The organism is Pseudomonas oryzihabitans, from assembly GCF_032027545.1.
Classification (GTDB): domain Bacteria; phylum Pseudomonadota; class Gammaproteobacteria; order Pseudomonadales; family Pseudomonadaceae; genus Chryseomonas; species Chryseomonas oryzihabitans_F.
Genome location: NZ_JAVSJB010000006.1, coordinates 349,315 through 374,957, shown reverse-complemented (window position 1 = coordinate 374,957; position 25,643 = coordinate 349,315). Strand labels below are relative to the sequence as shown.

At 67.0% G+C, this 25,643-nt stretch carries 19 protein-coding genes and 2 tRNA genes; 8 read left to right on the top strand and 13 right to left on the bottom strand.

Going from position 1 to position 25,643, the window contains the following annotated elements; translation table 11 throughout:
• Positions 1-18: 18 nt before the first annotated feature.
• Positions 19-1,059, top strand: a complete 1,041-nt coding sequence (locus RND78_RS13260; protein WP_312729334.1) for an amidohydrolase family protein — start codon at positions 19-21, stop codon at positions 1,057-1,059.
• A 10-nt stretch (positions 1,060-1,069) separates the two neighbouring features.
• On the opposite strand, the gene RND78_RS13255 is transcribed toward RND78_RS13260, so the two are convergent.
• Positions 1,070-2,272 carry an alpha-hydroxy acid oxidase gene (locus RND78_RS13255; protein ID WP_312729333.1) on the bottom strand — a complete coding sequence of 401 codons (1,203 nt, stop codon included), beginning with the start codon at positions 2,270-2,272 and terminating at the stop codon, positions 1,070-1,072.
• A 120-nt stretch (positions 2,273-2,392) separates the two neighbouring features.
• Between RND78_RS13255 and RND78_RS13250 the strand changes: the two genes are divergently transcribed.
• Positions 2,393-3,259, top strand: a complete 867-nt coding sequence (locus tag RND78_RS13250; RefSeq protein WP_059227295.1) for a LysR family transcriptional regulator — start codon at positions 2,393-2,395, stop codon at positions 3,257-3,259.
• A 43-nt stretch (positions 3,260-3,302) separates the two neighbouring features.
• Here RND78_RS13250 and RND78_RS13245 read toward each other — a convergent pair whose 3' ends face one another.
• From RND78_RS13245 to RND78_RS13235, 3 genes are read right to left on the bottom strand one after another with little or no spacing between them, the layout of a single operon-like run.
• Positions 3,303-4,811, bottom strand: a complete 1,509-nt coding sequence (locus tag RND78_RS13245) for a tripartite tricarboxylate transporter permease (RefSeq protein WP_312729332.1) — start codon at positions 4,809-4,811, stop codon at positions 3,303-3,305.
• On the bottom strand, positions 4,811-5,263 hold the full coding sequence (locus RND78_RS13240; protein ID WP_312729331.1) for a tripartite tricarboxylate transporter TctB family protein: 453 nt from the start codon (positions 5,261-5,263) through the stop codon (positions 4,811-4,813). Before RND78_RS13240 ends, RND78_RS13245 begins: the two co-directional genes overlap by 1 nt.
• The gene (locus RND78_RS13235) at positions 5,251-6,204 is read right to left on the bottom strand and encodes a tripartite tricarboxylate transporter substrate binding protein (RefSeq protein ID WP_312729330.1); all 954 of its coding nucleotides are present in this window, start codon (positions 6,202-6,204) and stop codon (positions 5,251-5,253) included. Before RND78_RS13235 ends, RND78_RS13240 begins: the two co-directional genes overlap by 13 nt.
• A gap of 501 nt (positions 6,205-6,705) precedes the next feature.
• Between RND78_RS13235 and RND78_RS13230 the strand changes: the two genes are divergently transcribed.
• The gene (locus tag RND78_RS13230; RefSeq protein WP_059227289.1) at positions 6,706-7,434 is read left to right on the top strand and encodes an IclR family transcriptional regulator; all 729 of its coding nucleotides are present in this window, start codon (positions 6,706-6,708) and stop codon (positions 7,432-7,434) included.
• Between the two features lie 300 nt (positions 7,435-7,734).
• Here RND78_RS13230 and RND78_RS13225 read toward each other — a convergent pair whose 3' ends face one another.
• The 3 genes from RND78_RS13225 to RND78_RS13215 all read right to left on the bottom strand — a co-directional run bounded on the left by RND78_RS13225 (position 7,735) and on the right by RND78_RS13215 (position 12,197).
• The gene (locus RND78_RS13225) at positions 7,735-9,603 is read right to left on the bottom strand and encodes a feruloyl-CoA synthase (RefSeq protein ID WP_312729327.1); all 1,869 of its coding nucleotides are present in this window, start codon (positions 9,601-9,603) and stop codon (positions 7,735-7,737) included.
• A gap of 263 nt (positions 9,604-9,866) precedes the next feature.
• Positions 9,867-11,315, bottom strand: a complete 1,449-nt coding sequence (locus tag RND78_RS13220; protein WP_312729326.1) for an aldehyde dehydrogenase — start codon at positions 11,313-11,315, stop codon at positions 9,867-9,869.
• A gap of 51 nt (positions 11,316-11,366) precedes the next feature.
• Complete coding sequence (locus RND78_RS13215; protein ID WP_312729325.1) at positions 11,367-12,197, bottom strand: p-hydroxycinnamoyl CoA hydratase/lyase; 831 nt, start codon at positions 12,195-12,197, stop codon at positions 11,367-11,369.
• A gap of 255 nt (positions 12,198-12,452) precedes the next feature.
• On the opposite strand from RND78_RS13215, the gene RND78_RS13210 reads away from it, so the two are divergent.
• Positions 12,453-13,511, top strand: coding sequence for an aromatic ring-hydroxylating dioxygenase subunit alpha (locus RND78_RS13210; RefSeq protein WP_312729324.1), 1,059 nt, complete (start codon positions 12,453-12,455; stop codon positions 13,509-13,511).
• Positions 13,512-13,522: 11 nt separating this feature from the next.
• Positions 13,523-14,476: a PDR/VanB family oxidoreductase gene (locus RND78_RS13205; protein ID WP_312729323.1), complete on the top strand. Its 954-nt coding sequence runs from the start codon at positions 13,523-13,525 to the stop codon at positions 14,474-14,476.
• Positions 14,477-14,739: 263 nt separating this feature from the next.
• Here the strand turns inward: RND78_RS13205 and RND78_RS13200 are convergent, their stop codons facing one another.
• Together RND78_RS13200 and RND78_RS13195 are read right to left on the bottom strand one after the other, a co-directional pair.
• Positions 14,740-15,447: a GntR family transcriptional regulator gene (locus tag RND78_RS13200; RefSeq protein ID WP_312729321.1), complete on the bottom strand. Its 708-nt coding sequence runs from the start codon at positions 15,445-15,447 to the stop codon at positions 14,740-14,742.
• On the bottom strand, positions 15,444-16,349 hold the full coding sequence (locus RND78_RS13195; protein ID WP_312729319.1) for a LysR substrate-binding domain-containing protein: 906 nt from the start codon (positions 16,347-16,349) through the stop codon (positions 15,444-15,446). The genes RND78_RS13200 and RND78_RS13195 overlap by 4 nt, the downstream gene beginning before the upstream one ends.
• Positions 16,350-16,500: 151 nt before the next feature.
• On the opposite strand from RND78_RS13195, the gene RND78_RS13190 reads away from it, so the two are divergent.
• Positions 16,501-19,530 carry an FAD-binding and (Fe-S)-binding domain-containing protein gene (locus tag RND78_RS13190; RefSeq protein ID WP_312729416.1) on the top strand — a complete coding sequence of 1,010 codons (3,030 nt, stop codon included), beginning with the start codon at positions 16,501-16,503 and terminating at the stop codon, positions 19,528-19,530.
• A gap of 458 nt (positions 19,531-19,988) precedes the next feature.
• Here the strand turns inward: RND78_RS13190 and RND78_RS13185 are convergent.
• Positions 19,989-20,065: transfer RNA gene (locus RND78_RS13185), tRNA-Asp, on the bottom strand.
• A gap of 13 nt (positions 20,066-20,078) precedes the next feature.
• A tRNA-Val gene (locus RND78_RS13180) sits at positions 20,079-20,154 on the bottom strand.
• 219 nt (positions 20,155-20,373) lie between these two features.
• Here RND78_RS13180 and rdgC point away from each other — a divergent pair.
• Positions 20,374-21,294, top strand: a complete 921-nt coding sequence (rdgC, locus tag RND78_RS13175) for a recombination-associated protein RdgC (protein WP_312729318.1) — start codon at positions 20,374-20,376, stop codon at positions 21,292-21,294.
• A gap of 110 nt (positions 21,295-21,404) precedes the next feature.
• Positions 21,405-22,346, top strand: a complete 942-nt coding sequence (locus RND78_RS13170; protein WP_312729316.1) for a bile acid:sodium symporter family protein — start codon at positions 21,405-21,407, stop codon at positions 22,344-22,346.
• On the opposite strand, the gene RND78_RS13165 is transcribed toward RND78_RS13170, so the two are convergent.
• On the bottom strand, positions 22,296-24,752 hold the full coding sequence (locus tag RND78_RS13165) for an EAL domain-containing protein (RefSeq protein ID WP_312729315.1): 2,457 nt from the start codon (positions 24,750-24,752) through the stop codon (positions 22,296-22,298). The two genes, RND78_RS13170 and RND78_RS13165, sit on opposite strands and share 51 nt — an antisense overlap.
• 186 nt (positions 24,753-24,938) lie before the next feature.
• A complete protein-coding gene (locus RND78_RS13160; protein ID WP_059227267.1) occupies positions 24,939-25,505 on the bottom strand; it encodes a GNAT family N-acetyltransferase in 567 nt (188 codons plus the stop codon).
• Positions 25,506-25,643: the final 138 nt, after the last annotated feature.

Here is a 25,643-nt window from a genome sequence, read left to right as displayed (position 1 = left end):
GCACCAGGAGCCGTCGTCATGGCTGATGTCCCGGCTTCCCCTCACGCTCCGGTACGCGAGGCCTGGCTGGCCCAGGTCCAGGAGCCGATCCTGGAGCCCGAGCTGCCCATCGTCGATGCCCACCACCACCTCTGGGACCGCCCCGGCCAGCGCTATCTGCTGCCCGAGTACCTGGCGGATACCAGCGGTGGTCATCGCATCCTGGCCTCGGTCTATGTGCAGTGCCGGTCGATGTACAGCGCGGATCGCGCCCCGCCCTTCGATGCCGTGGGCGAAGTGGAATTCGCCGCCGGGGTGGCGGCCCAGAGCGCCAGCGGTCTGTACGGCGAGAGCCGGCTCTGCGCCGCCATCGTCGCCGGCGCCGATCTCTGCCAAGGCGAGGGTGTCATCCCGGTCCTGGAAGAGATGCAGGCACGCAGTGGCGGGCGGCTACGCGGCATCCGCAACGCCACCGCCTGGCATGCCGATCCGCGGCTGGTGTCCAATCCGCGGCCACCGCCGGCGGGCATCCTCATGGATGAGCGCTTCCATGCCGGGGTGGCCTGTCTCGCCCGCCATGATCTGTCGCTGGACATCTGGGCATACCACACCCAGCTCGACGAGGTGCTCGCCCTCGCCCGGAAATTCCCCGACCAGCCCATGGTGCTCGATCATTTCGGCGGCCCCCTGGGCGCCGGCCCCTATGCGCAGCAGCGCCGGGAGGTCTTCCAGACCTGGTCCCTGGCCATCAAGGAACTGGCACGCTGCAGCAACCTGCGCCTGAAGCTGGGCGGCCTGGGCATGAAGGTCGGCGGCTTCGCCTTGGATGAAAGGGCCATGCCGCCCGCCTCGGCCGAACTGGCGGAACTGTGGCGACCCTATGTGCTGACCTGCGTGGAAGCCTTCGGCGCCGAGCGCTGCCTGTTCGAAAGCAACTTTCCCGTGGACAAGGGCATGTTCTCCTACGGGGTGCTCTGGAACGCGTTCAAGCGCCTGACCCAGGACTGGGGACAGGAAGACCGGGAAGCGCTGTTCAGCGGCACGGCGATGGACACCTACCGCCTTTCATTAAATAGCTGATCAGCCGTGGTTACCGCACGATCCTGAGGCTGTCGCGGCAGACGTCGGTCGGTCGCTGGACCCCCAGCAGCGCCATGTTGCGTGCCAGCTCGGTGGCCAGGATGCCGATCGCATGCTTGATACCCGGCTGGCCGCCCACGGCGCCGGCATAGTTCATCGGTCGGCCGACGAACACGAAGGCGGCGCCCAGGGCGAGGGCCATGAGGATGTCGCCGCCGCGGCGAAAGCCGCTGTCGATCATCACCGGATAGTCCGGCCCGACCGCCTTGACCACCTGCGGCAGGATGGCGAGGGGCGCGACGCTGCCGTCCAGCTGGCGCCCACCATGGTTGGAAACGATGACGCCCTCCGCGCCGGCCTCCCTGGCGCGCACGGCGTCCGCCGGAGCGAGGATGCCCTTGACCACCAGGGCGCCCGGCCAATGGCGGCGGATCAGCTCCAGATGCCGCCAGCTCAGGTGATCGCGGGCGCCGAAATCGCGCATCACCTTGGCCGACACGATGGGTGCGCCGCGGCCCGCGCCGGCGTTCTCGAAGTGCGGCATGCCCCGTCGCAGCAGGGTCTTCAGGGCGGTACCGAGCAACCAGCGAGGGTGGGTGAATCCCTCCCAGGCCAGGTGCAGATCCGGCTTGAGCGGCGTGGAAAAGCGCGCCCTGATCAGATTCTCGCGATTGGCCGACACCGGCACATCGGCGGTGATGACCAGCGTCTTGAAACCCGCAGCCTGCACGCGATCAAGCAGGGCCAGGATCCTGGCATCCTCGCCGGGTACATAGGCCTGGAACCAGGCGTCCGGATTCTCCCGGATCACCGCCTCCATGGGCAGCAGGGAGGAACCGCTCATGATCGCCGGGATATTGGCTTCCCTGGCCGCCCGGGTCTGGATGAGGTCCCCCTCGAAGGCGGTGAGTGCGCTGATGCCCATGGGCGCGATCCCGAAAGGCGCGCCATAGCGCTGCCCCAGGAGGGTCGTTTCGAGGCTACGCGTCGAGGTATCAGTGAAGGCGCGGGGTACCCAGGCATAACGATCGAAGCCCGCGCGGTTGCCGCGCAACGACCTTTCCTCCTCCGCGCCGCCGCTGACATAGGCGAAGAGCGGCTTGGGGAGGCGGCGGCGGGCGGCCGCCTCGAAATCATCGAGGGACAGGATGGCGCGCAGGCGCCGGGGTATCCGGTAGCCGCCACTGCCCTTGGGCAGCGTGTGGGACGCCAAGGGATAGTCTTGCAGTCTGCTCGTCTGGTTCATGCCGCTGGCCTGGTCGTTTTGGCCATCTTAGGCGCTCGACCCGCCAAGAAAAGTTATTCTTCGTCGCTCCAAAGACGAGAAAAACTCATGAAGATCGAAGCCTTCCTGACTCTGCAGGCGGCGGTGGAGCGCGGCTCCTTCGCCGCCGCCGCGGAAGCGGTGAACCTGACCCCCAGTGCGGTCAGCCTGCAGATCAAGCAGCTCGAGGCTTACTTCGGCCAGTCACTGTTCGATCGGTCGGGTCGGGCGGTGCAGGCCACCGGCTTCGCCCGACGATTGCTCGACACCATGGCCCGGCCGCTGGCCGATCTCGAGAAGCTGCGCAATCAGCGCGCCCAGCCGCTGACCGGTCGCGTCCGTCTCGGGGTGACGGGTTCGATCCTGACCACATTGCTGCCCAGAGCGGTTGCCGAACTGCAGCGGCGGGCCCCCGGCATCACCCTGCAACTGGAACGGCACAATACGCCCGAACTGATCGCCGCCCTGAAAGCGGACCGCCTGGATGCCGCCATCCTGGTCAGACCACCGGGCGGCGGCTCGGCCCGGCTGCATTGGCATGATCTGCTCCGCGAACCCCTGGTACTGGTGGTGCCAGCGCAGCTCGCTCCCCTGGCGCCCGAGGCTTATCTGCGGCGTTATCCCTGGATCAGGCTGGATCGCAAATTGGTGGTCGGTCGCCTGGCGGCCCGCTTCGTCGACGGCCTGGTGCCCCAGTGCGAGGCCTTGCTCGACGTCCCCAGCGCCGACGCCATCATCGCCATGGTCGGCCTGGGTCTGGGCGTCTCGGTGCTGCCGCGGCTGCGCCCGGAACACCTGGGTCCTTATGAGATACGGGAGGTCTCCCTCGGCGCCGCGGCGCCCACTCGCCAGCTCGCCCTGGCACGGCGCAAGCAGGACTCCGAGAACGCCTTGCTCGACACCATCGCCCAGGCCTTCGACGTCGCCTGCCGATAGCGCCACGACAGGGGGCGAGCGCAGCCCGTCGCCCCCTTCCCGCTCAGGCCTCTTCCTCCTGGAAGGCTTCCTCCCGCTTCCGGCGAAAGGCCGGCAGCACCATCATCACCAGCAGGATGGCGGAGGCGGCGAACAGGGTGGCGCTGATCGGCCGCTGGACCAGCACGGCCGGATCACCCTGGGAGATCAGCAAGGCGCGCCTCAGGTTGGTTTCCAGCAAGGGCCCGAGGACGAAGCCCAGCAACAGCGGACCCGGTTCGCACCTGGCCTTGCGGAACAGATAGCCCAGCAGGCCGAAGATGATCACCAGGGCGACGTCGAAGCCACGGTTGTTGACGCTATATACCCCGACGCAGCAGAACAGCAGGATGGCCGGGAACAGCAACCGATAGGGCACCTGCAGCAGCCGCACCCAGACGCCGATGAGCGGCAGGTTGATGACCAGCAGCATCAGGTTGCCGATCCACATGCTGGCGATCAGCCCCCAGAACAACGCCGGCTGGTTGGTGATCACCGAAGGCCCGGGGGTGATGCCGTGGATCATCATGGCGCCGAGCATCATGGCCATGATCGAGTTGGAGGGGATGCCCAGGGTCAGCAACGGGATGAAGGACGACTGGGCGCCCGCATTGTTGGCCGACTCCGGCGCGGCGACGCCCTCCACCATCCCGGTGCCGAACCGCTCCGGCGTCTTCGAGACCTTCTTTTCCAGCGAATAGGCACTGAAGGCGCTCAGGGTCGCGCCGCCGCCGGGCAATACGCCCAGGAAGGTGCCCAGGGCCGTACCGCGCAAGGTGGCCGGCCAGGCCCTGCGGAAGTCCTCGCGGGTGGGCCACAACCGGGTGATCCTGCCGGCGAGGGTGCCGCGGGCTTCGCGGGATTCGAGGTTGACGGCGATCTCGGCGATGCCGAACAGGCCTACCGCGATCACCACGAAATCGATGCCGTCGTAGAGGTCGGTGGAACCGAAGGTCAGGCGCGTGGTGCCACTGCTGACATCCATGCCCACCATGCCGAGCAGCAGTCCCAGGCAGACCATGCCGACCGCCTTGATCACCGAGCCGCTGGCCAGGATGGTCGCCGCCAGCAGACCGAACACGGTCAGCGCCACGTATTCCGCTGGCCCGAAGGACAGGGCGAAGCGCGACAGCACGGGCCCGGCCACCGCCAGGGCCATGGTGGCAACGGTTCCGGCGAAGAAGGACGCCAGGGCAGCGGTGGCGAGCGCTGCCCCCGCCCGCCCGCGCTTGGCCATGGCATGGCCGTCCAGCGCCGTGACCACGGCCGAGGCCTCACCCGGCAGATTGACCAGGATCGCCGTGGTCGAGCCACCGTACTGGGCGCCGTAGAAGATGCCGGCCAGCATGATCAGGGCGGCCAGTGGTGGCAGGAAATAGGTGATCGGCAACAGGATCGCCACCGTGGCCGTGGGCCCGATGCCCGGCAGCACGCCGATCAGCGTCCCGAGCAGGGCCCCGATCAGGCAGAACGCCAGGTTGGTCGGACTCATAGCTTCGGAGAAGCCCAGGTAGAGCGCGTCGAAGATCTCCATCAGAAAGGCCCTACCCGCATCTGGACATCCAGCCCGTAGATGAAGACCAGCACGCCGAACAGGGTCAGCACCACGCTGGAGATCAATACCTCGCGCAGCCGCCACTCGCGGTCGGCCAGGCTGCCGAAGATCACCAGCCCGGCCGCCGCGACGATGAAGCCGGCGTACTCGGCCGCCAGGGCGAAGCCGCCGACGGAGGCCAGCAGGATCAGCAAGGGCCTGAGCTGCACGGCGCCGATGGACTCCGCGTGCTGCCACAGGCCCAGCAGGCCGATGACGACGCCGAGGATGATCACCAGCGAGCCGACCAATACCGGCAGATAGCCCGGCCCCATCATGGCCGCGCTGCCGAACGGCAGGTCCTTCGACGACCAGAGCACCAGCGCCCCCAGGCCGATGAAGATGCCGCTGGCGAGCAAGTCGGGACGATTGCCGCGCGTCACTGCACCCATGGCGAGACGCTCCACAGCTTCTGGTAGCCCGCGAGTTGCGCCGGCATCTGGGCGGCCCAGTCCTCTCCGGACAGATAGGCCAGCGGCAGCGACAGATCCTGGGCCTGCTTGACGAAGGCCGGATCCTCGATGACCTCCTTCACCGCCTGCGCCATGCGCTGCTCGATGGCCTCGGGCACCCCGGACGGCGCGGCGATGCCCCGTTCGGAGGTCATGACCAGGTCGACGCCCTGCTCCTTGGCGGTGGGGAGGTCGGGCTGCTGGGGCATGCGCTCGGCGGAAAACTGCGCGAGGACGCGGAAGTCGTCGTCCGCGTTCATCTCGCTGATGTTCTGGCCCGCCGCGCTGATATGGCCACCCATCAGGGCGGTGCGGGATTCGGAGGCGCCACTGAAGGGCACGTGGGTGAGCTTGATGTCGGTCAGCTGCTGCAGCTCCACCATCATCAAGTGGTCATCCGTGCCGACGCCGGAGGTGCCAATCGAGAACTTGCCAGGTGCGGCCTTGGCGGCCGCGGTGAAATCCGCCAGGGTCTTGTAGGTGGAATCCTTGGGGACCGCCAGCACCGTGGGATCATCGACGATGCGCGCCACCGGGCGGATCTTCGCCGGGTCGTAGCCCACCTTGCGCTGGACCCGTGTGCTCAGGAAGCCGGGGGTATTGATGAAGGCGAAGGTGTAGCCATCGGGTTTCGCCTTGCTCAGCATGGTGTAGGCGATCTCGCCCGCCGCGCCGGGGCGGTTGACGATGACGATCTTCGCGCCCAGGCGCTTCTCCAGATAGGGCTGCATCGCGCGCGCCATGACATCGGTGCTGCCACCGGGGGCATAGGCGACCAGGAATTCGATGGGCCGATCTTCCGGCCAGGCGGCGTGTGCCGTGACGGGGCCTAGGGACAGCGCCAGGAAAGAGGCTACTAAAGCGCTCGCGGTCTTGGTCATGGATGGCTCTCTGTTGTTCTTGTTGGAATGGCGGGTCACCGCGCCGGGCACACCCGAGGCATCGGGCGCCCTGGCCAGCGGTGTCCCTGCGCGGATACGCTGGCAAGGACCTTCCCTGCGAAACCAAGATAATGCAATGCCATTTCATAAACGAGCCGATAGACCAAGCAATGCTCAGAGAAATCGTAACCAGAAAAGACGGATAGTCGCTCAACAGGACTTCAGCCCCGGCAGAAGGTCGACCAGCCAAAAGGCTCCATTCAAATTTTCAGAATGTAATTTTCTTTTTATTGATAAAGCCAGATCGGGTGCGACGCCCTGCCGGGAGCGTCACCCGGGTGGAGCCTCGTTCGGTCGGCGCCTGAGCAGCCGAGAAACATCCAGACCCAATCGGGTGACGCGCCATCAGGCAGCCCGAGCGGCTGACAGGTGCGACTCTCTATGCGCTGCGCGGACGCTAGCGGATAATGAGCGGATAGCTGCCCACTCAGGAACTTGAGCTTGAACACCACCCGTCCTCGCCCAGGCGTTTCCGGCGTCGCTTCCGCTGACCGCGTCTTGACCGTTCTCACCGCCTTTCGCGTCGGCGACGCTGCCTTGAGCCTCGCCGAACTGGCCAGCCGCACCGGCTTGATCAAGAGCACCATCATGCGTCTGGTGGTGTCGCTGGAGAAATACGGCCTGGTCACCCGGCTCGCCGATGGCAACTACATCCTGGCCAGCGAGGTGGTACGCCTCAATGCCGTCTACCAGGATTCCCACGACGTCGGCCGCCACATCATGCCGCGTCTGCATCAGCTCACCGAGGAAAGCGGGGAAACCGCCTCCTACTACGTCAGGCACGGAGCCTACCGCCTCTGCCAGTACCGGGTGAATTCCCCGCACCGCCTGCGCCTGCACCTGCAGCCCGGCGACATGCGGCCGATGGACAAGGCAGCCGGCGCCCTGGCGCTGCAGACCCCCTACGAGGTGGCCAAGGCCGGGATCACCCCCTACTACTCCTGCGGCGCCACGGACCCGCACGCCTCTTCCCTGGCCCTGCCCATCTACGACGCCCAGGAAGAGCTGCTGGGCGCCATCGTGATATCGGGCCCGGCGAACCGCCTCAGCCTGGAACGCGCCGAAACCCTATACGAGGTGCTGCGCAAGGCCGCGGATGAACTGACCCGCAGCCTGGGCGGCAAACCCCTGTACGGCACCGGCGCGACGACCAAGTCACGCAAGGGTTGAGCGCTCCTTCCCCTCCTGGAAGAAGGTCGGGGAAGAACGGTGGCGTCAGCCACCGCCGCCTTGGCTGGGCTTCGCCGCACTCGCCCCCACCTACGGCAGCCGCACCCGCTGTCAGGCACGGCCCCTAGCGCTCCCTCTCCCTCAGGGAGAGGGGTTGGGGTGAGGGATGCCTTCAGCCACTTGCTCCCTGTGTTGAGCTTCGCGGCGCTCAACCGCAACCTACGAAAATCGCACAGTGGCACTCAATGCCCCCTCTCCCTCCGGGAGAGGGCTGGGGTGAGGGAAGCCCAACGCCCCCAATCACGCCCGAATCAACAGAGGCGCCGTGCCCTGGTAGCAGGCCGCGACCCGCTCCGCCCGATAGGTCAGGACGCTGCGCTGGTTGAGCGAGCCCTTGTCGGTGATCTCGCCGCGGTCGGCGGATGGCGGCTCTTCCTGTAGGGCGATCCATTCCAGGCGGCTGGCGTTGCCCGAGGCCTCGCGATTGAGGCGCTTGAGCCAGGCGGCGAACCAGTCCTGCACCGGGGCGCTGGCCAGCACCGTGGCGGCATCGACGCCGTCGTCCAGCCCGGCCAGTTGCCGGCAATCCGCCAGGCGCGGAAAGACCAGCAGTCCCAGACACTCGCGATCCGGCGCCGCCACCACCACGTCTTGCACCAGCGGCGTGCCTTCCAGCACCGCGCGATTGCGCAGGGGGCCGACGCTGACGAAGACCCCGGACGAGAGCTTGAAGTCCTCGGCGATGCGGCCGTCGAACATCAGGCCCAGTTGTGGATTGGCCGGGTCGACCAGCTTGAGTGCATCGCCCGAGCAGTAGAAGCCCTCCTCGTCGAAGCAGGCCGTGGTCTGGGCCGTATCGCGCCAGTAGCCAGGCATGATGTGCGGACCTCGAAAGCGCCCTTCCAGCTTGCCGTCCACCGGCACCAGCTTGAGTTCGCAGCCCGGTGCCGGCACCCCGACGTAGCCGGCCACCGCCAGCGGACCGGTGGTGAAGGTGCAGCTGGGCGAGGCCTCGGTCATGCCCAGGCCGGCCATCATGCGGATGCGTTCGCCGCAATGGGCCTCGGCGATACGGTCCAGGCGATCCCAGACGCTTTGCGATAGCCCCGCCGCGGCAAAGAAGAACAGCCGCATGCGGGCGAAGAATCTCTCGCGCAAGTCAGCGTCGCGCTCCAGGGCATTGGCCAGCTCTTCCCAGCCGCGCGGCACCGTGAGGTAGGCGGTGGGCGACACCTCGCGCAGATTGCGCAGGGTCTCGCCGAAGCCCTGGGGGGTCGGCTTGCCTTCGTCGAGATAGAAGGTGCCGCCGTTGTAGAGCACGATCCCCAGGTTGTGACTGCCACCAAAGGTGTGGTTCCAGGGCAGCCAGTCCACCAGCACCGGCGGCTCTTCGCCAAACACCGGAAAGGTCTGCAAGAGCATCTGCTGGTTGGCGCAGAGCATGCGCTGAGTGGTCGTCACCGCCTTGGGCAGCTTGGTGGAGCCGGAGGTGAAGAGAAACTTGGCGATGCTGTCCGGCCCGGTGGCGAGAAAGGCTCGCTCGGCCGCACCCAGCTCACCACGAGCGAACAGCGCCTCGAAGGCCAGGGTAAGGCGCCCCGCCACCTGGCCACGGGTCGCCACGACGGGAACGTCGGCCGGCAGCACGGCGTCCAGTGCCTTCTGGAAGGCCGGGCCGTCGCTGACGAACACCAACCCGGGCTGCAGCAGACCGCAGACATGGCGCAGCTTGGCGTGATCCTGGGACAACAGCGCATAGCCGGGCGACACCGGGCAGAAGGGAATGCCGGCATAGAGCGCCGCCATGGCCAGTTGCAGGTGTTCGGGATCGTTGCCGGACAGGATCGCCAAGGGTCGCTCGGCCGACAGGCCGAACTCCAGCAGCGCGGCGGCCAGCTGGCGCACCCGTTGCAGCATCTCGCCGTAGGATAACTCGCGCCAGGCACCGCCGGCCTCGCGGGCGGCGAAGAAGGTACGGGCCGGTGCCACCTCGGCCCAGTGCAACAGGCGATCCAGCAACCGCGGTGGCGGTGGCACAAGGGCCTCCTGGGAGACCATGTAGAGCAGCCCACCCCGCTCTTCGACCTTGACACCGGGTTGCCCCAGGGCCACCGGGCGATAGCGCAGCGGCCGATCCGCGGGCGCACGGGTTTGCGTGACGTGGCTCACCTTGAACTCTCCTCTGGGCTGGCGCCAGGAGGCGCCTCTTATTGTTGTCGCGACAGGAGCTAGGCTTTGTCTGAAAAGTGCCTGCACATCGGTGATGCTGCGTTAAAAATCAGCTGGATCGCCAGCCCGGCCTGGGCGGCCCCGTCGCAATGCTCATTTACCATTCGTAAACTCGAGCGCGAGTCCGATCCGCTTCCTCGCTGATTTTTGCCTTGCCTAACCTTAGTTCGGCGACTTTTCAAACAAGCCTTAATTAAGGAAAACTAGATCGGGTAGTGGCGCGGCTCCGTCTGCAGCGTCACCCAGCGCAACTGGGTGAAATGCTCAATGGAGGCCCGCGAGCCGAAGCTGCCATAGCCGCTGGCCTTGACGCCACCAAAGGGCATCTGCGCCTCGTCGTGCACCGTGGGGCCGTTGATATGGCAGATGCCGCTCTCCACCCGCTGGGCCAGCGCCAGGGCGCGGGCGGTATCGCGACTGAAGATGGCGGACGAAAGGCCGAATTCGGAGTCGTTGGCCAACCGTAGCAGGGCCTCGTCGCCCTCGGCGCGGATCACCACCGCCACCGGACCGAAGGATTCCTCGGCATAGAGCTTCATCTCGGCGGTGACGCCATCCAGCAGGGTCGGTTGCAGGATGCTGCCATCGAGCTGGCCGCCGCAGACCAGGCGGGCGCCCTTGGCCACGGCATCGTCGATCAGCGCCTTGATGCGAGTCCCGGCGCTGGCATCGATCAAGGAACCCAGCACCGAATCGGGCGCGCCCGGATCGCCGGCCTTGAGGGTGCGCACCTTGGCCGCCAACCGCTCGACGAAGGCATCGGCGATGCGGCTGTCCACCAGCAGGCGCTCGGTGGACATGCAGATCTGGCCCTGGTTGAAGTAGGCACCGAAGGCCGCCGCGGCGACCGCGGCGTCCAGGTCGGCGTCTGCCAGCACCAGCAACGGCGCCTTGCCGCCCAGTTCCAGCACGGCCGGCTTGAGATGGCGCGCCGCCAGCTCGCCGACGATGCGGCCGACCCGGGTGGAACCGGTGAAGTTGACCCGCCGCACCGCCGGGTTGGCGATCAGCCGTTCGACGATGGCCGGGGCATCCGCCGGGGCATTGGTGACGACATTGACCACCCCATCGCCCAGCCCGGCGTCCTGCAGCACCTGGCCGATCAGCCGGTGCACCCCAGGGCTCTGCTCCGAGGCCTTGAGCACCACGGTATTGCCACAGGCCAGGGGCATGGCCAGGGCGCGGGTACCGAGGATCACCGGGGCGTTCCAGGGCGCGATGCCGAGCACCACGCCGCAGGGCTGGCGCAAGGCCATGGCGAAGCTGCCGGGGACGTCGGAAGGAATGACCTCGCCCTGGATCTGGGTGGTCATGGCCGCCGCCTCGCGCAGCATGTTGGCAGCCAGGTGCACGTTGAAGCCGTACCAGTTGGCCATGGCGCCGGTCTCGCCGGCCAGGGCGATGAATTCGCCACTGCGCGCGGCCAGGCCATCGGCCGCCGCCAGCAGGCGCCGGCGACGCTCGCCCGGCGGCAGCGCCGCCCAGGCGGGAAAGGCAGCCTGGGCCGCGGCCACGGCGGCGTCGGCATCCTCCAGGGTAGCGGCGGCCACCGTGGAGACGACCTCGCCGGTCACCGGATGGCAACGCTGATAACTGCGACCGTCGCCGGCCGGGCGGCTCGCGCCGCCGATGAGCAGGGATACCTCGACCATGACGCTACCTCTTGTTGTCTTTATCGGTACTGCACAGGTACTGCTGGCGGTTCAGCGCTTATAGGTCTGTAGACCCGGCTTGATGCTCTTCTCGTCGAGGAATTGCTTCATGCCCTGCTCACGACCGCCTTCCGGGTCCTGCAGGCGCGACTGGTCCAGCTTGGCATAGAGGTAGTCCTCGTTCTGCTCCCAGGTCAGTTCGCGGCAGCGCTTGAAGCCGACCTTGGCGGCGCGCAGCACCACCGGATTCTTGTCCAGCAGCTCCCGCGCCAGGGCGATGGTCGCCTCGCGCAACCGATCGCGCGGCACGCTCTGGTTGACCAGGCCCATGGCCGCCGCCTCGGGACCGCTGAAGGTCTTGCCGGTCATCACATAGTAGAGAGCGGTGCGATGGCCCACGGTGTCGGCCAGCGCCTTGCTCACCAGGTTGCCGGGCGGAATGCCCCAGTTGATCTCGGACAGGCCGAAGGTGGCCTCGTCGGCGGTGATGGCCAGGTCGCAGGCCACCAGCGGGCTGAAGCCACCGCCGAAGCACCAGCCATTGACCATGGCGATGGTCGGCTTGGCGTACATGCGCAGGAGCTTCCACTGCCACTGGGAGGCCTCGCGGCGGATCTTCTCCTGCAGGATCTCCGGACCGGCGTCGGTCTCGCGGAAGTATTCCTTGAGATCCATGCCCGCGGTCCAGGCCTCACCGGCGCCGGTCAGCACCAGTACGCCCGCACTGGCGTCCTGTTCCAGGGTTTCCAACACCTCGACCATCTCGCGGTTGAGGGTGGGACTCATGGCGTTGCGTTTCTCGGGGCGGTTGAGCGTCACCCAGGCGATACCGTCCTCGATATCCACCTTGACTGTCTGCCAGCGTCCGTCGTAGCTGCCCATGGCGTGTGCCTCTTGTTGTCTGGGGAATATGGAGCAGAAGCTACGCTGGGCATTTAGTTATGTCAATTAACTATTTTGCCTAGCTTGAACGATAGCGATGAACGATGGAGATGATTCGGTAGACAGGATCCAATAGCAGAGGAGATGGCAGCGCCATTCGTCCTGATAGAGGCCTTCGCCACGGAATCACGTTGACAGGAATGGTTAAATCTCATAACTATTGGATCCAATAGACAACAACAAGAGGTCCCGATCATGTACCCGAAGAACGCCTGGTACGTCGCCTGCACCCCCGACGAAGTCCAGGACAAACCCCTGGGTCGCCAGATTTGCGGCGAACCCCTGGTCTTCTACCGTGACGCCAATGGCCAGGTGGTGGCCCTGGAAGACTTCTGCCCGCACCGCGGCGCGCCGCTGTCCCTGGGCTTCGTCCGCGCCGGCACCCTGGTCTGCGGCTATCACGGCCTGGAGATGGGTTGCGGTGGCAAGACCCTGGGCATGCCGGGGCAGCGAGTCGGCGTCTTTCCCGCGGTGCGCCCCTATGCTGCCATCGAGCGCCACGGCTTCGTCTGGGTCTGGCCGGGCGATCAGGCCAAGGCCGATCCGGCGCTGATCCCGCACCTGGAATGGGCCGAGAGCCCCGACTGGGCCTATGGCGGCGGCCTCTATCACATCCAATGCGACTACCGGCTGATGATCGACAACCTCATGGATCTCACCCACGAGACCTATGTCCACGCCTCCAGCATCGGCCAGAAGGAGATCGACGAGGCGCCGCCTGCTACCCGCGTCGAGGGTGACGAGGTCATCACCAGCCGCCACATGGAGAACATCCCCGCTCCGCCCTTCTGGCGCATGGCCCTGCGTGGCAACGGCCTGGCCGACGATGTCCCGGTGGATCGCTGGCAGATCTGCCGCTTCACCCCGCCCAGCCACGTGATGATCGAGGTAGGCGTAGCCCATGCCGGCCATGGCGGCTACGAGGCCCCGGCCGCGGTCAAGGCGTCCAGCGTGGTGGTGGACTTCATCACCCCCGAGACCGAGACCTCCATCTGGTACTTCTGGGGCATGGCGCGCAACTTCAAGCCGGACGATACCGAACTCACCGCCAGCATCCGCGAGGGCCAGGGCAAGATCTTCAGCGAGGACCTGGAGATGCTCGAACGCCAACAGCAGAACCTGTTGCGCTATCCCGAGCGCGGCCTGCTCAAACTCAACATCGATGCCGGTGGCGTGCAGTCGCGGCAGATCATCGACCGCCTGCTGGACGCCGAACAGGCCGCCACCGGCATCCCGGTCCGGCAGATCGCCTAGGAGGACACCCCATGCTCGATCTGATCGTCACCGCCGTGCAGCGCGAGGCCCCCACCATCCTGGCCTTCGACCTGACCCGGGCCGACGGCGGCCCCCTACCCGGCTTCGCCGCTGGGGCCCATCTGGAGATCACCCTGGGCGACGGCCTAGTGCGCCACTATTCCCTCTGCGCCACCCCGGAACCGGCGCCCAGCCACTATCGCATCGCTGTGCTACTGGTGCCGGAATCCCGCGGCGGCTCTCAGGCCATGCACCGGCTTCAGGTGGGCGACCGCCTGCAGGTCAGCGAGCCGCGTAATCTCTTTGCCCTGGTCCCCACCGCGCGCCGCACCCAGTTGCTGGCCGGTGGCATCGGCATCACCCCCATCCTGGCCATGGCCGAGCAGCTCCATCAACAAGGTGCCCATTTCCAGCTGCGCTACCTGGTGCGGGATCGCGACCATGCGGCCTTCATCCCCTGGCTCAAGGCACGCCCCTATGCCGACCGGGTCAAGGTCCACTTCGACCAGCAGGACCCGGCGCTACGTCCCAACTTCCAGCACCTGCTCGGTCCGGCGGCACCGGACGACCACCTCTATGTCTGCGGGCCGGCCGGCTTCATGGCCGCGGTGGTGGACGCCGCCCGGGCCCAGGGCTGGCAACCCGGCCAGATCCATCGGGAGTTCTTCGCCGCCGATCCCGCCGCCCAGGGCGAGCAAAGACCCTTCGAGGTAGAGCTGGCGCGCAGCGGTCGCCGCGTGCAGGTACCGGCCGAACGCAGCGTGGTCGAGGTGCTGGGAGATCTCGGCATCGTCCTGCCGGTGTCCTGCGGCCAGGGCCTCTGCGGCACCTGCCTGACCCAGGTGCTAGCCGGCGAACCGGAGCATCGCGACCTCTTCCTCTCCGCGGCCGAGCACGCTGCCAACGACCGCTTCACCCCCTGCTGCTCCCGCGCCAAGGGCGAGCGCCTGGTGCTGGATCTCTAACACCCCGAGCCCACCTCAGAACCTGTTCACCATCTCGCGAGCCAGAGCCAAACAAGGCCTAGGCGGCCCCACGAAAATAGCTGAGGAAGCGGATCGGACCCGCGCTCGGGTTTACGAGTGGTAAATGAGCATTGCGACGGGGCCGCCCAGGCCGGGCTGGCGACCCAGGGCATTTTCAACGCGGTTTGGCCGACTCGCAGCAGATCGTGAACAGGTTCTTACTCCCCTCTCCCCTTGGGAGAGGGCCGGGGTGAGGGCCCGCCCTACACCAGCACCCTCATTTCCCCTGCCTCCCCCTCTTCCCCACCGAACCACCGTGCATAGCCCAGGGTCGCCTGGGCGTGCTCGCGCATGATGCCCTCGGCGCGGGCACCCTGGCCGCGTACCAGGGCATCGAACACCGCATGGTGCTGCAGATGGGCGAAGTTGAAACGGCGATATTCTCGTCCAAGATTCTGCGCGTCCACCGCCAGGGCGCTGACCGAGGCGAAGGGCAGGTGCTCGTGGCGCCCCAGGGCCACGGCGATGGCCGGATTGCCGCTGGCCGCGACGATGGCCTGGTGAAAGGCGCGATTGAGGTCGTGGTACTCCTCCAGATCCTCCAGCAGCACATGTCCCTTGGCGAACAGCCGATCGCCACGCCGCAGGCAATCTTCCAGCTTGGCCCGGGTGGCGGCGTCCAATCCCCGCTCGGCCGCCTGGCGCGCGGCCAGGCCTTCCAGTACGCCGCGTACCTCCACCGCACCCTCCAGATCCGCACCGGTCAAGGCGCGCACCTGGTAGCCCCGGGCGCCGCTACTTTCCAGCAGGCCCTCCTGGGCCAGGGTGCGCAAGGCCAGGCGTACCGGCATGCGCGACACGGCGAAGCGCTCGGCGGTGGGTATCTCCGCCAGGCGTTCGCCCGCCGCCAGTTCGCCGGACAGGATCATCTGCCGCAGCGCGGCCAGTACCCGCTGTCCCGGCTTGCTCATGGATGTACCTCTGCGTCGTTGATCTCGGCCAGCAGCCACTGGCGAAAGGCCTGTAGCGACGGCAGCCCCTCGTTGCGCGGCGGATAGACCAGGTAGTAGCTGCGCCGGCTGACCAGGGGCATACCGCAGGCCACCAGCTCGCCCTGGCCCAGCTCGTCCTCCACCAGTACCCGCGGCACCAGGCCGATACCGATGCCGGCGCGCACCGCCTGGATCAGGTGCGAGGTCAGCTCGAAACTCGGCCCCGGTCGCATGGCCCGGTGCGGCAGCTCGTGGTGCCGGAACCATTCGCCCCAGGCCTGGGGATTGTTGGCCACGCCGAGCAGCAGTTGCCCGGCCAGGGTGGCGGGTGTCGCGTCCGGCAATTCCGCCAGGGTGGCCGGACTGGCGATGACGGCCAGTTGCTCGGCCTGCAACGGATGGGCCCGGAGCCCCGGCCAGTCGCCACTGCCGACGCTGATGGCGGCATCGATCTCGCTGGCGGCGAAGTCCACCGCCTGGATGCGCGAATGCAGGTGCACCAGCATGCCGGGGTGGGCGGCGTAGAACCCGCCCAGGCGTGGCAGCAACCACTTGGAGCCGAAGGTCGGCAGCACTGCCAGGCGCAGGGTGCCCTGGCCGGAGGCGAAGGCCATGGCCTGCAGGGTGGCACTGCGGATCTGCCCCAGCGCCAGCCCCAGTTCCCTGCTGTAGGCGCGCCCCACATCGGTGAGCACGATCTGCCGGCCCTCGCGACGAAACAGCGTCAGCCCCAGCAACTGTTCGAGCGCCTGCACCTGGCGGCCCACGGCGCTCTGGGTCAGGGACAGCTCCTCGGCCGCCCGGGTGTAGCTCTCGTGGCGCGCCGCCGCCTCGAAGGCCAGCAGCAGCGACATGGACGGCGTCAGCCGACGGTGATTCATTCAAGTTCTTCCGGCATAGGCGGCGGAATCTTCGGTTGTGGCCCCGGCGCCCTCTGGTGAGAATGCCTACTATAGCCAGAAAAGGTCGACGCCATTCCTTCGCTGGGTGAAGGAGATGGCCGTCCGCCGCCAGAGAGCCCGCCTGATGAACATGATCGCCCGCCTGCCGGCCCCGGCGCCCCTTGCCACCGCCTACACCGACTTCCTCACCGCCCTCGCTGCCAGCGGCTTCCAGGGCGAGATCGCGCCGGACCACGCCAGCCGCACGGTCATGGCCACCGACAACTCCATCTACCAGCGCCTGCCCCAGGCGGCGGTCTTTCCCAAGGACAGCGCCGACGTCCAGCGCCTGGCCCAGTTGATGGGCGAGTCGCGCTTCCAGGGCGTGGTCCTCACCCCGCGTGGTGGCGGCACCGGCACCAACGGCCAATCCCTCACCGATGGCATCGTGGTCGATCTCTCCCGTCACCTGAACCGCATCCTCGAGATCAACGTCGAGCAGGGCTGGGTGCGGGTGCAGGCGGGGGTGGTCAAGGACCAGCTCAATGCCGCGCTCAGGCCCCACGGCCTGTTCTTCGCCCCGGAGCTGTCCACCTCCAACCGCGCCACCATCGGCGGCATGATCAATACCGACGCCAGCGGCCAGGGCAGCGTGACCTACGGCAAGACCCGTAACCATGTGCTGGAACTGGACGCCTACCTGATCGGTGGCGAACGCCTGGAAAGTCGTCCGGTGGACGCCGCCGAACTGGACGCCCTCTGCGCGCGCCAGGATCGCACCGGTGCGGTCTACCGCTGTGCGCGGGACATCGCCGAGCAACAGGCCGAACTGATCGAGGCGCGCTTTCCCAAGCTCAATCGCTGCCTCACCGGCTATGACCTCGCGCACCTGATCGAACCGGACGGCCGCTTCAATCTCAACAGCGTGCTCTGCGGCGCCGAGGGCTCCCTGGCTTTCATCGCCGAGGCCAAGCTCAACGTCCTGCCGATTCCCAAGTATTCGGTGCTGGTCAACGTCCGCTATGCCAGCTTCATGGACGCCCTGCGCGATGCCCGCGCCCTGATCCAACTCAAGCCGCTGTCCATCGAGACGGTGGATTCCAAGGTGCTCTTGCTGGCCATGCAGGACATCGTCTGGCACAGCGTGGCGGAATACTTCCCCGAGGACGTCGCGCGTCCCACCCTGGGCATCAACCTGGTGGAATTCAGCGGCGACGATCCCGAGGCCGTGGATGCCCGCGTCCAGGGCTTCCTCGACCATCTGCGCCAGGACGCCACCGTCGAACGCCTGGGCCACACCCTGGCCGTGGGCCGCAGCGCCGTGACCCGCGTCTACACCATGCGCAAGCGCGCCGTGGGCCTCTTGGGCAATGTCCAGGGCGAGATACGTCCGCAGCCCTTCGTCGAGGACACTGCGGTCCCGCCGGAGCGCCTGGCCGACTTCATCACCGAATTCCGCGCCCTGCTCGACGGCCACAACCTGCAATACGGCATGTTCGGCCACGTCGACGCCGGGGTGCTGCACGTGCGTCCGGCGCTGGACCTCAAGGACCCGCGCCAGGCGGCCCTGGTCCGGCCGATCTCCGACCAGGTCGCCGCGCTGACCCAGAAATACGGCGGCCTGCTCTGGGGCGAACACGGCAAGGGCGTGCGCTCGGAATACGCGCCGGCCTTCTTTGGGGACCTCTACCCGGCTTTGCAGGCGCTCAAGGGTGCCTTCGATCCGCACAATCAGCTCAACCCGGGCAAGATCGCCACCCCGCTCGCCAGCGGCGCCGAGCTGCTGAAGATCGACGGCGTGACCTTGCGTGGCGAGCTGGACCGCACCCTCGACGAGCGCGTCTGGCAGAGCTACGGCACCGCCATGCACTGCAACGGCAACGGTGCCTGCTACAACTACGATCCCGACGACGCCATGTGCCCGTCCTGGAAGGCCACCCGCCAGCGTATCCACTCGCCCAAGGGCCGCGCCGCCCTGATCCGCGAATGGCTGCGCCTGCAAGGCCAGGCCGGCATCGATGTCCTGGCCCCGGCCCCGCGTGGCGCGCTGAACTGGCTCAAGGCCCTGCCGCAACGCTGGCGCAATGGCCGCCAGGCCGAGGCGGACTTCTCCCACGAGGTCTACGACGCCATGGCTGGGTGCCTCGCGTGCAAGTCCTGCGCGGGCCAGTGCCCGATCAAGGTCAACGTGCCGGAATTCCGCTCGCGCTTTCTCGAGCTCTATCACCGTCGCTACCTGCGGCCGCTGCGTGACTACCTGATCGGCTCCCTGGAGTTCAGCCTGCCGCTGTTCGCTCGCGCGCCCGGTCTCTACAACGCCGTCATGGGCGCCACGCCGATCCAGCGCCTGTTCGCCGAACGCATCGGCATGGTCGACAGCCCCCTGCTCAGCCGCTTCGACCTGGTGCCGGTCATGCATCAGTGGCAAGTCCAGATCGCCACCCCGGAACGCCTGCTGGCCTTGAGCGATGAAGAGCGCGCCAGGACCATCGTGGTGGTGCAGGACGCCTTCACCCGCTACTTCGAGACGCCACTCACCGCCGCCTTCCTCGAACTGGCGGCGCGGCTCGGCCAGCGGGTATTCCTCGCCCCCTATCGCGCCAACGGCAAGCCACTGCAGGTGCAGGGCTTCCTCGGCGCCTTCGAGCGCACCGCGCGGCGCAACGCGGCCCAACTCGCCAGCCTGGCGGGCTTCGGCGTCAAGCTGGTGGGGCTGGACCCGGCCATGACCCTGGTCTACCGCCAGGAGTACACCAAGGTGCCCGGCATCGCCCGGATGCCCGAGGTGCTGCTGCCCCAGGAGTGGCTGCTGCAGGTATTGCCGGGAGAAAAGCAGGTAGTTGGCGACAAGGTCTATCGCCTGCTCGGCCATTGCACCGAGAAGACCAATGCCCCGGCCAGCGTCAGCCAGTGGCAACAGGTCTTCGAACGCCTGGGCCTGGGGCTCAAGCCGGAAAGCACCGGCTGCTGCGGCATGTCCGGCACCTACGGCCACGAGGCACGCAACCTGGCGACCTCCAAGGTGATCTACGACCTATCCTGGGCCCGCGCCGTGGCGGTCCCGGCCGACCAGGGCGAAGCCCTGGCCACCGGCTACTCCTGCCGCAGCCAGGTCAAGCGGATCGACGACCGCCGCCTGCGCCATCCATTGGAGGCGGTACTCGAGGCGGTAAGGGGCTGAATCCGTCTGCTGACTCTATTGCGGCCATGGGCCGCTCCTACAAAAACGTGACACCCTGTAGGAGCGGCCCATGGCCGCGATAAGACCGTTGCCCCTACAACGGCCTGGTGTCTAGCAGGAGCTACCGAAGACGAATACCCGCTCGAAGCGCCCCCTCTCCCTCCGGGAGAGGGCTGGGGTGAGGGAATCCCTCGCGGCGAACTGCCCGTGGAAAAGGCTGCGCCGTTTTCCACACTACGCTCTTTAGGAACGCCGATTAACACGTAGCGTGGAAAACCGCGCAGCGTTTTCCACGCACGGGTGCTCAGGCCGAGGTGCAAATATCCTCGACCCAAGCAACTCATATAAAGAAGGAAAACCCGAGAAAGCCCGACCAGAAAAATCGCGCCCAAACGAAAAAGCGGCCACTAGGGCCGCTTCTCGATGGCTGCTGGCGTTCAGGACCAGACAACCTTGAATGGCGCAGCGGACGGGACTCGAACCCGCGACCCCCGGCGTGACAGGCCGGTATTCTAACCGACTGAACTACCGCTGCGCATTACCTCGAGTGGTGGGTGATGACGGGATCGAACCGCCGACCCTCTGCTTGTAAGGCAGATGCTCTCCCAGCTGAGCTAATCACCCGTTTGCTCTCGAAGTGGGGCGCATTCTACGGAGGGGTTCCCTACCTGGCAACCCCTTTTTGAAAAAAATTTCCCAGCACTTCCAAAGGCTTAGCGTTGCCCTTCGCGACCCGGGGGAAAGCGTGCCCAAGCGGGCATTCCCGACGACCACCGCAATCCGGGGTTGGCCTCTGGGGCGAGCGACGCGGATAATGCGCGCTTCGTTTTTGGGAGTGACACCATGTGGTTCCGTAATCTGCTCGTCTACCGTCTCACCCAGGAAGTCGCCTTCGAGACCGAAGCCCTCGAAGCCGCCCTCGCCGCCAAGCCCGCCCGCCCCTGCGCCAGCCAGGAGCTGTCCACCTACGGTTTCGTCGCCCCCTTCGGCAAGGGCCCGGACCTGCCGCTGGTCCACGAAAGCCAGGGCTTCTTCCTGATCGCCGCGCGCAAGGAAGAACGCATCCTGCCCAGCAGCGTGGTCAAGGAAGCCGTGCAGGAGAAGGTCGACGAGATCGAGACCCAGCAGATGCGCAAGGTCTACAAGAAGGAGAAGGAGCAGATCAAGGACGAGATCGTCCAGGCCTTCCTGCCGCGCGCCTTCATCCGTCGCCAGACCACCTATGCCGCCATCGATCCCAAGCAGGGCTGGATCCTGGTGGACGCCTCCAGCGCCAAGCGCGCCGAGGACCTGCTGTCCACCCTGCGCGATGCCCTGGGTTCGCTGCCGGTGCGCCCGCTGGGCGTCAAGCAGGCGCCCATGGCCACCTTCACCGACTGGGTCAAGGCCGGTGACGCCACCCATGGCCTGTTCATCCTCGACGAGTGCGAATTGCGCGATGCCGGCGAAGACGGCGGCGTGGTCCGCTGCAAGGGCCAGGACCTCACCAGCGAAGAGATCCAGAACCACCTCGCCGCCGGCAAGCTGGTCACCAAGCTGGCACTGGCCTGGCAGGACAAGCTGGCGCTGCTGCTGGACGACAAGGTCACCATCAAGAGACTCAAGTTCGAGGACCTCTTGCAGGACCAGGCCGAGCAGGACGGCGGCGAAGACGCCCTCGGCCAGCAGGACGCCAGCTTCGTGCTGATGATGATGACCCTGGCGGAATTCCTGCCACAGCTGATCGAAGCCCTGGGTGGCGAAGAGCTGCCCCAGGGGCTGTAATCACGACCTGCGCGTGATCGATTGAGGCCCAAGGCCCATACGATCACGTGGACAGGCTCCAAGGCCGGCAGAGACCGGCCTTTTTTCTGCCCTTCTGATAGGAATCACCTATGCGTGCCCTCGCCGCCTTCAGCCGCTTCGTCGGCAATACCTTCGCCTTCTGGGTGCTGTTCGCCGCCCTGCTGGCCTTCTTCGCCCCCGCCGTGTTCAAGCCGCTGAGCGTGGCCATCGTGCCGCTGTTGGGGGTGATCATGTTCGGCATGGGCCTGACCCTCAAGCTGGAAGACTTCGCGGCCCTGGGTCGGCATCCTTGGCGGGTCCTGCTGGGCGTGGTGGCACACTTCGTCATCATGCCGGGTGTGGCCTGGGCGCTGTGCCAGCTGTTCCACCTGCCGCCGGAGATTGCCGTGGGCGTCATCCTGGTCGGCTGCTGCCCCAGCGGGACCGCCTCCAACGTCATGACCTGGCTGGCCAAGGGCGATCTGGCGCTGTCGGTGGCCATCGCCGCTGTGACCACCCTGCTCGCGCCGCTGCTGACCCCGGCACTGATCTGGCTGCTGGCCTCCACCTGGCTACCGATCTCCTTCGCCGGTCTGTTCTGGTCGATCCTGCAGGTGGTGCTCCTACCCATCGCCCTGGGCCTGATCGCCCAGCGCCTGCTGGGCAACCGCGTCGGCGCCCTCGTGGAGGTGCTGCCGCTGGCCTCGGTGGTGAGCATCGTGGTGATCGTCGCTGCGGTGGTGGCCGCCAGCCAGGCACGCATCGCCGAGTCCGGTCTGTTGATCATGGCGGTGGTGATCCTGCACAACGGCTTCGGCTTCCTGCTCGGCTATCTCACCGGCAAGTTCTGCAAGCTGCCGGTGGCCCAGCGCAAATCCCTGGCGCTGGAGGTGGGCATGCAGAATTCCGGCCTCGGCGCGGCCCTGGCGACGGCGCATTTCTCGCCCCTGGCGGCGGTGCCCAGTGCGCTGTTCAGCGTCTGGCACAATATCTCCGGGGCGCTACTGGCGACCGTTTTCCGCCGCTTCAAGGACGACGACACCCGCGCCTGAACCCTCGCGCCACACCTGCCGGAGCAAGGCCCGGCAGGTCTCCTCAGTGAAGGGCTGCGGCCGGGCGATGCCATAGCCCTGGGCATAGTCGACTCCCAGCGCCCCCAGCGCCGCCACCACGGCGTCGTTCTCGGCGAATTCGGCGATGGTCTTCTTGCCGGTGAGATGCCCCAGCCGGTTGATCGCCTCCACCATGGCGGCATCCACCGGATCTTCGAGCAGGTGACGGACGAAGCTGCCATCGATCTTCAGGTAGTCCACCGGCAGGTGCTTGAGATAGGTGAAGGACGACATGCCGGCGCCGAAGTCGTCCAGGGAAAATCTCACCCCCAGGCCGCGCAACTCCTCCATGAAGAGCCGCGCCGCCCCCAGATTGGCCACGGCGCTGGTTTCGGTGATTTCGAAGCAGATTCGCGCCGGGGCGATCCGCCAGCGGTGCAGCTGCTGCTTGACGAAATCCGCCAGACCCACCTCGCCCAGTGAATGCCCGGACAGGTTGATGGCCAGAGTGTCGAGCAGCCCGTCGGGCAGCTCGGCGAAACGCGCCAGGGCCGCGGCGATCACCCAGCGATCCAGGTCCGGCATCAGGCCGTAGCGCTCCGCCGCCGGAATGAAGGCCCCCGGGGCGATCAGCTGGCTCCCCTCCTCCAATCGCACCAGTACCTCGACGTGGCGGTCAGCCGCCGTCCGCTCGCCCAGACCAAGGATCGGCTGGACATAGAGGCGGAATCTATCCTCGTCCAGCGCCCGATGCAGGCGCTGCACCCAGGTCATCTCGTCGTGGCGCTGGCCGAGCTCCACATCCCCCGGTGCGAACACCTGGACGCGATTGCGTCCCTTGTCCTTGGCCGCGTAGCAGGCCAGATCGGCCAGGCGCAAGGCCTCCTCCGGCGTCAGCGGATGATCCCCCAGATGCACCACCCCGATGCTCAGGCCCATCCGGAAGCTCTGCCCCACCGCCTCGAACTGCTGGGCGCCGACGCAACCGCGCAGCCGCTCCGCCAGGGCCTCGGCCTCGCCCGGGGTGCGTCTCTCCAGCAGCACCCCGAATTCGTCGCCCCCCAGCCGGGCAAGGCAGTCGTCCTCATCCAGTTGGGTGCCCAGCAAGGTGCACAACTGCCGCAACAGCCGATCGCCGTGGAAATGCCCGGAGGTATCGTTGACGATCTTGAACTGATCCAGATCGATGAACAGCAACGAGGCCAGGCTCAGGTCCTCCCGCGCCAGCAGGCGCTCCAGCCGGGTCTCGAATTCCCGGCGATTGAGCAGCCCGGTCAGGGCGTCGTGACTGGCCTGCCAGGCGAGATCACGGAGAAAGGCACGCTCCCGGGTCTGGTCGTGCATCACCAGCACCACCCCGGCAGCGGATTCGTCAGCCGGCAAGGCGGTTACCGTCAGGGCCACGGGCAGGCGCGAGCCATCGGTCAGCACCAGCTGCTGCGCCAGGGATTCGTTGCCCTGCAGCCACGCCTCGCTCAGCAGCCGCTCGGCCAGGGGCTCGGTGGATCCCTGCTGGTCCTCGGTCTGGATATCGAACAGCTGGGTAACGGGCGTCCCGACGACGAGCAGCGGCTGCCGCAACAGCTGCTCCGCGGCGGGATTGTGATAAAGCAGCCGCCCCTGGGCATCTACCGCGAACACGGCATCGCCGATGGAGGCGAGGATCACTTGGACCCGCTGCTTTTCCGCCTGCAGGGCGCGCTCGGAAACCCAGCGCTGCTGCACCAGGCGATGCATGCGCCGGACGGTCAGCAGCACCAGCAGCGCCCCGACCAGGACGTTGGCGACGAGCAACCCCCAGACCAGTTGGCGCGAGGCCAGGCCGAGCCGCTCCGAGAAAGCCACCGTCTCCGGCATCATCCGGTCGTGCAGATCCAGCAGGTGGCGCTTCAGCGGGATCAGCAGCGGCCCAGCCCCCTCCAGCTTGATCAGCTCGAAGCCGGTCTGCGCCAGCGCCTGGAATTCGTCCAGGTAGGGGTCGGTGGCCTGCCAGCAGGCGATAACCCCCTGGAACGGCTCGACGTGGCGGGCCAGCCGGAAGAGCCGGATGAGACCGTCGATGTCGTCCAGATCGTTGCCAGCCAGCCGCAGCAGCCGTGCGGCCTCCTCCCGGCTGCCGCCGTTATCCAGCTCGTAGCGAGCGGCGCGGTCGAGATCGTTGACGCTGATCGAGGCCAGGTATGCCTGGTAGGACTCTGGCCGCCCCTCGTCGAGATAGGCGCCCAGGGAGAGCATGGCGTTGCCCAGGCTCTTGCTCCACAGGCTTTCCGCCGAGACATAGGCGCGCACCGTCGACAGCAGTTGCAGACTGACGATGGCGACCAGGGCCTGGCACGACAGGATGATGACGAAGGGCCAGACCACCTTGAGCGTGCGCAACGCAGAGGAAGCCGAGAGAGGAAACATGCAGTGGTCCGCGGATGAATGCAGGCGAATTCTTGCCATTGAGCAAGAGTGTCGACCGCCCCGCGGAAAACTGGTGAGTAGCTGACGACCACCGTTGGAATACCGGCGCCAAAGTCGCGACGTAGACCTGTCGCCCAGGTACCACCACCGATCCGTCCCGACGAATGGTAGCGGAGCCCTGGCCGATCAGTTGAAGGAGGCCTCCAGGCGTGCCTTCACCTCGGGCCATTCGCGATCGGTGATGCTGTACATCACGGTGTCGTCCAGACGCCCGTCGGCCAGCCGACGGTGGTTGCGCAGCAAGCCTTCGCGCACGGCGCCGAGCTTCTCGATGGCGCCCTGCGACCTGAGGTTGGCGGCGGCGGTCTTGAGCTGCACCCGGACCAGTTGCCAGTGCTCGAAGGCGTGCCGGAGCATCAGGTACTTGAGATTGCCGTTGAGGCCGCTGCCATGCTGCTCCTGGTCGAGCCAGGTCCAGCCGATCTCCGCGGCGGGCAGGGCCGGCAGGAAGTCGGCGAAACGGGTAGTGCCCACCAGCCGATCGGCCACCCGCACGGCGAAGGGCAGCGACCGCCCCTCGCGCTGTTCGGCCAGGGCCTGGCGATACCAGTCCGGCCGCAGCGGTCCGCTGAGATAGTGCAGCGCCTCGCGATTGCGCTCGGCCAGGCTGACCAGTTCCAGTACGTCGGCCTCCGCCAGGGGGTCCAGGCGCAGCGCACCACGTTGCAGGGAAATGGGCTGCGCTTGGAACATGACGGTCTCTCTCGCTTGAATCAGCCCGCCAACCTAACAGGGCCAGCGGCTGGGCTCAACCCAATGTCGCCGTACAGATCCGCAGACCTGACGTCTGGTGGCCCAAGGTGCGACACTTTGTCCGGGCGCGACGGGCGC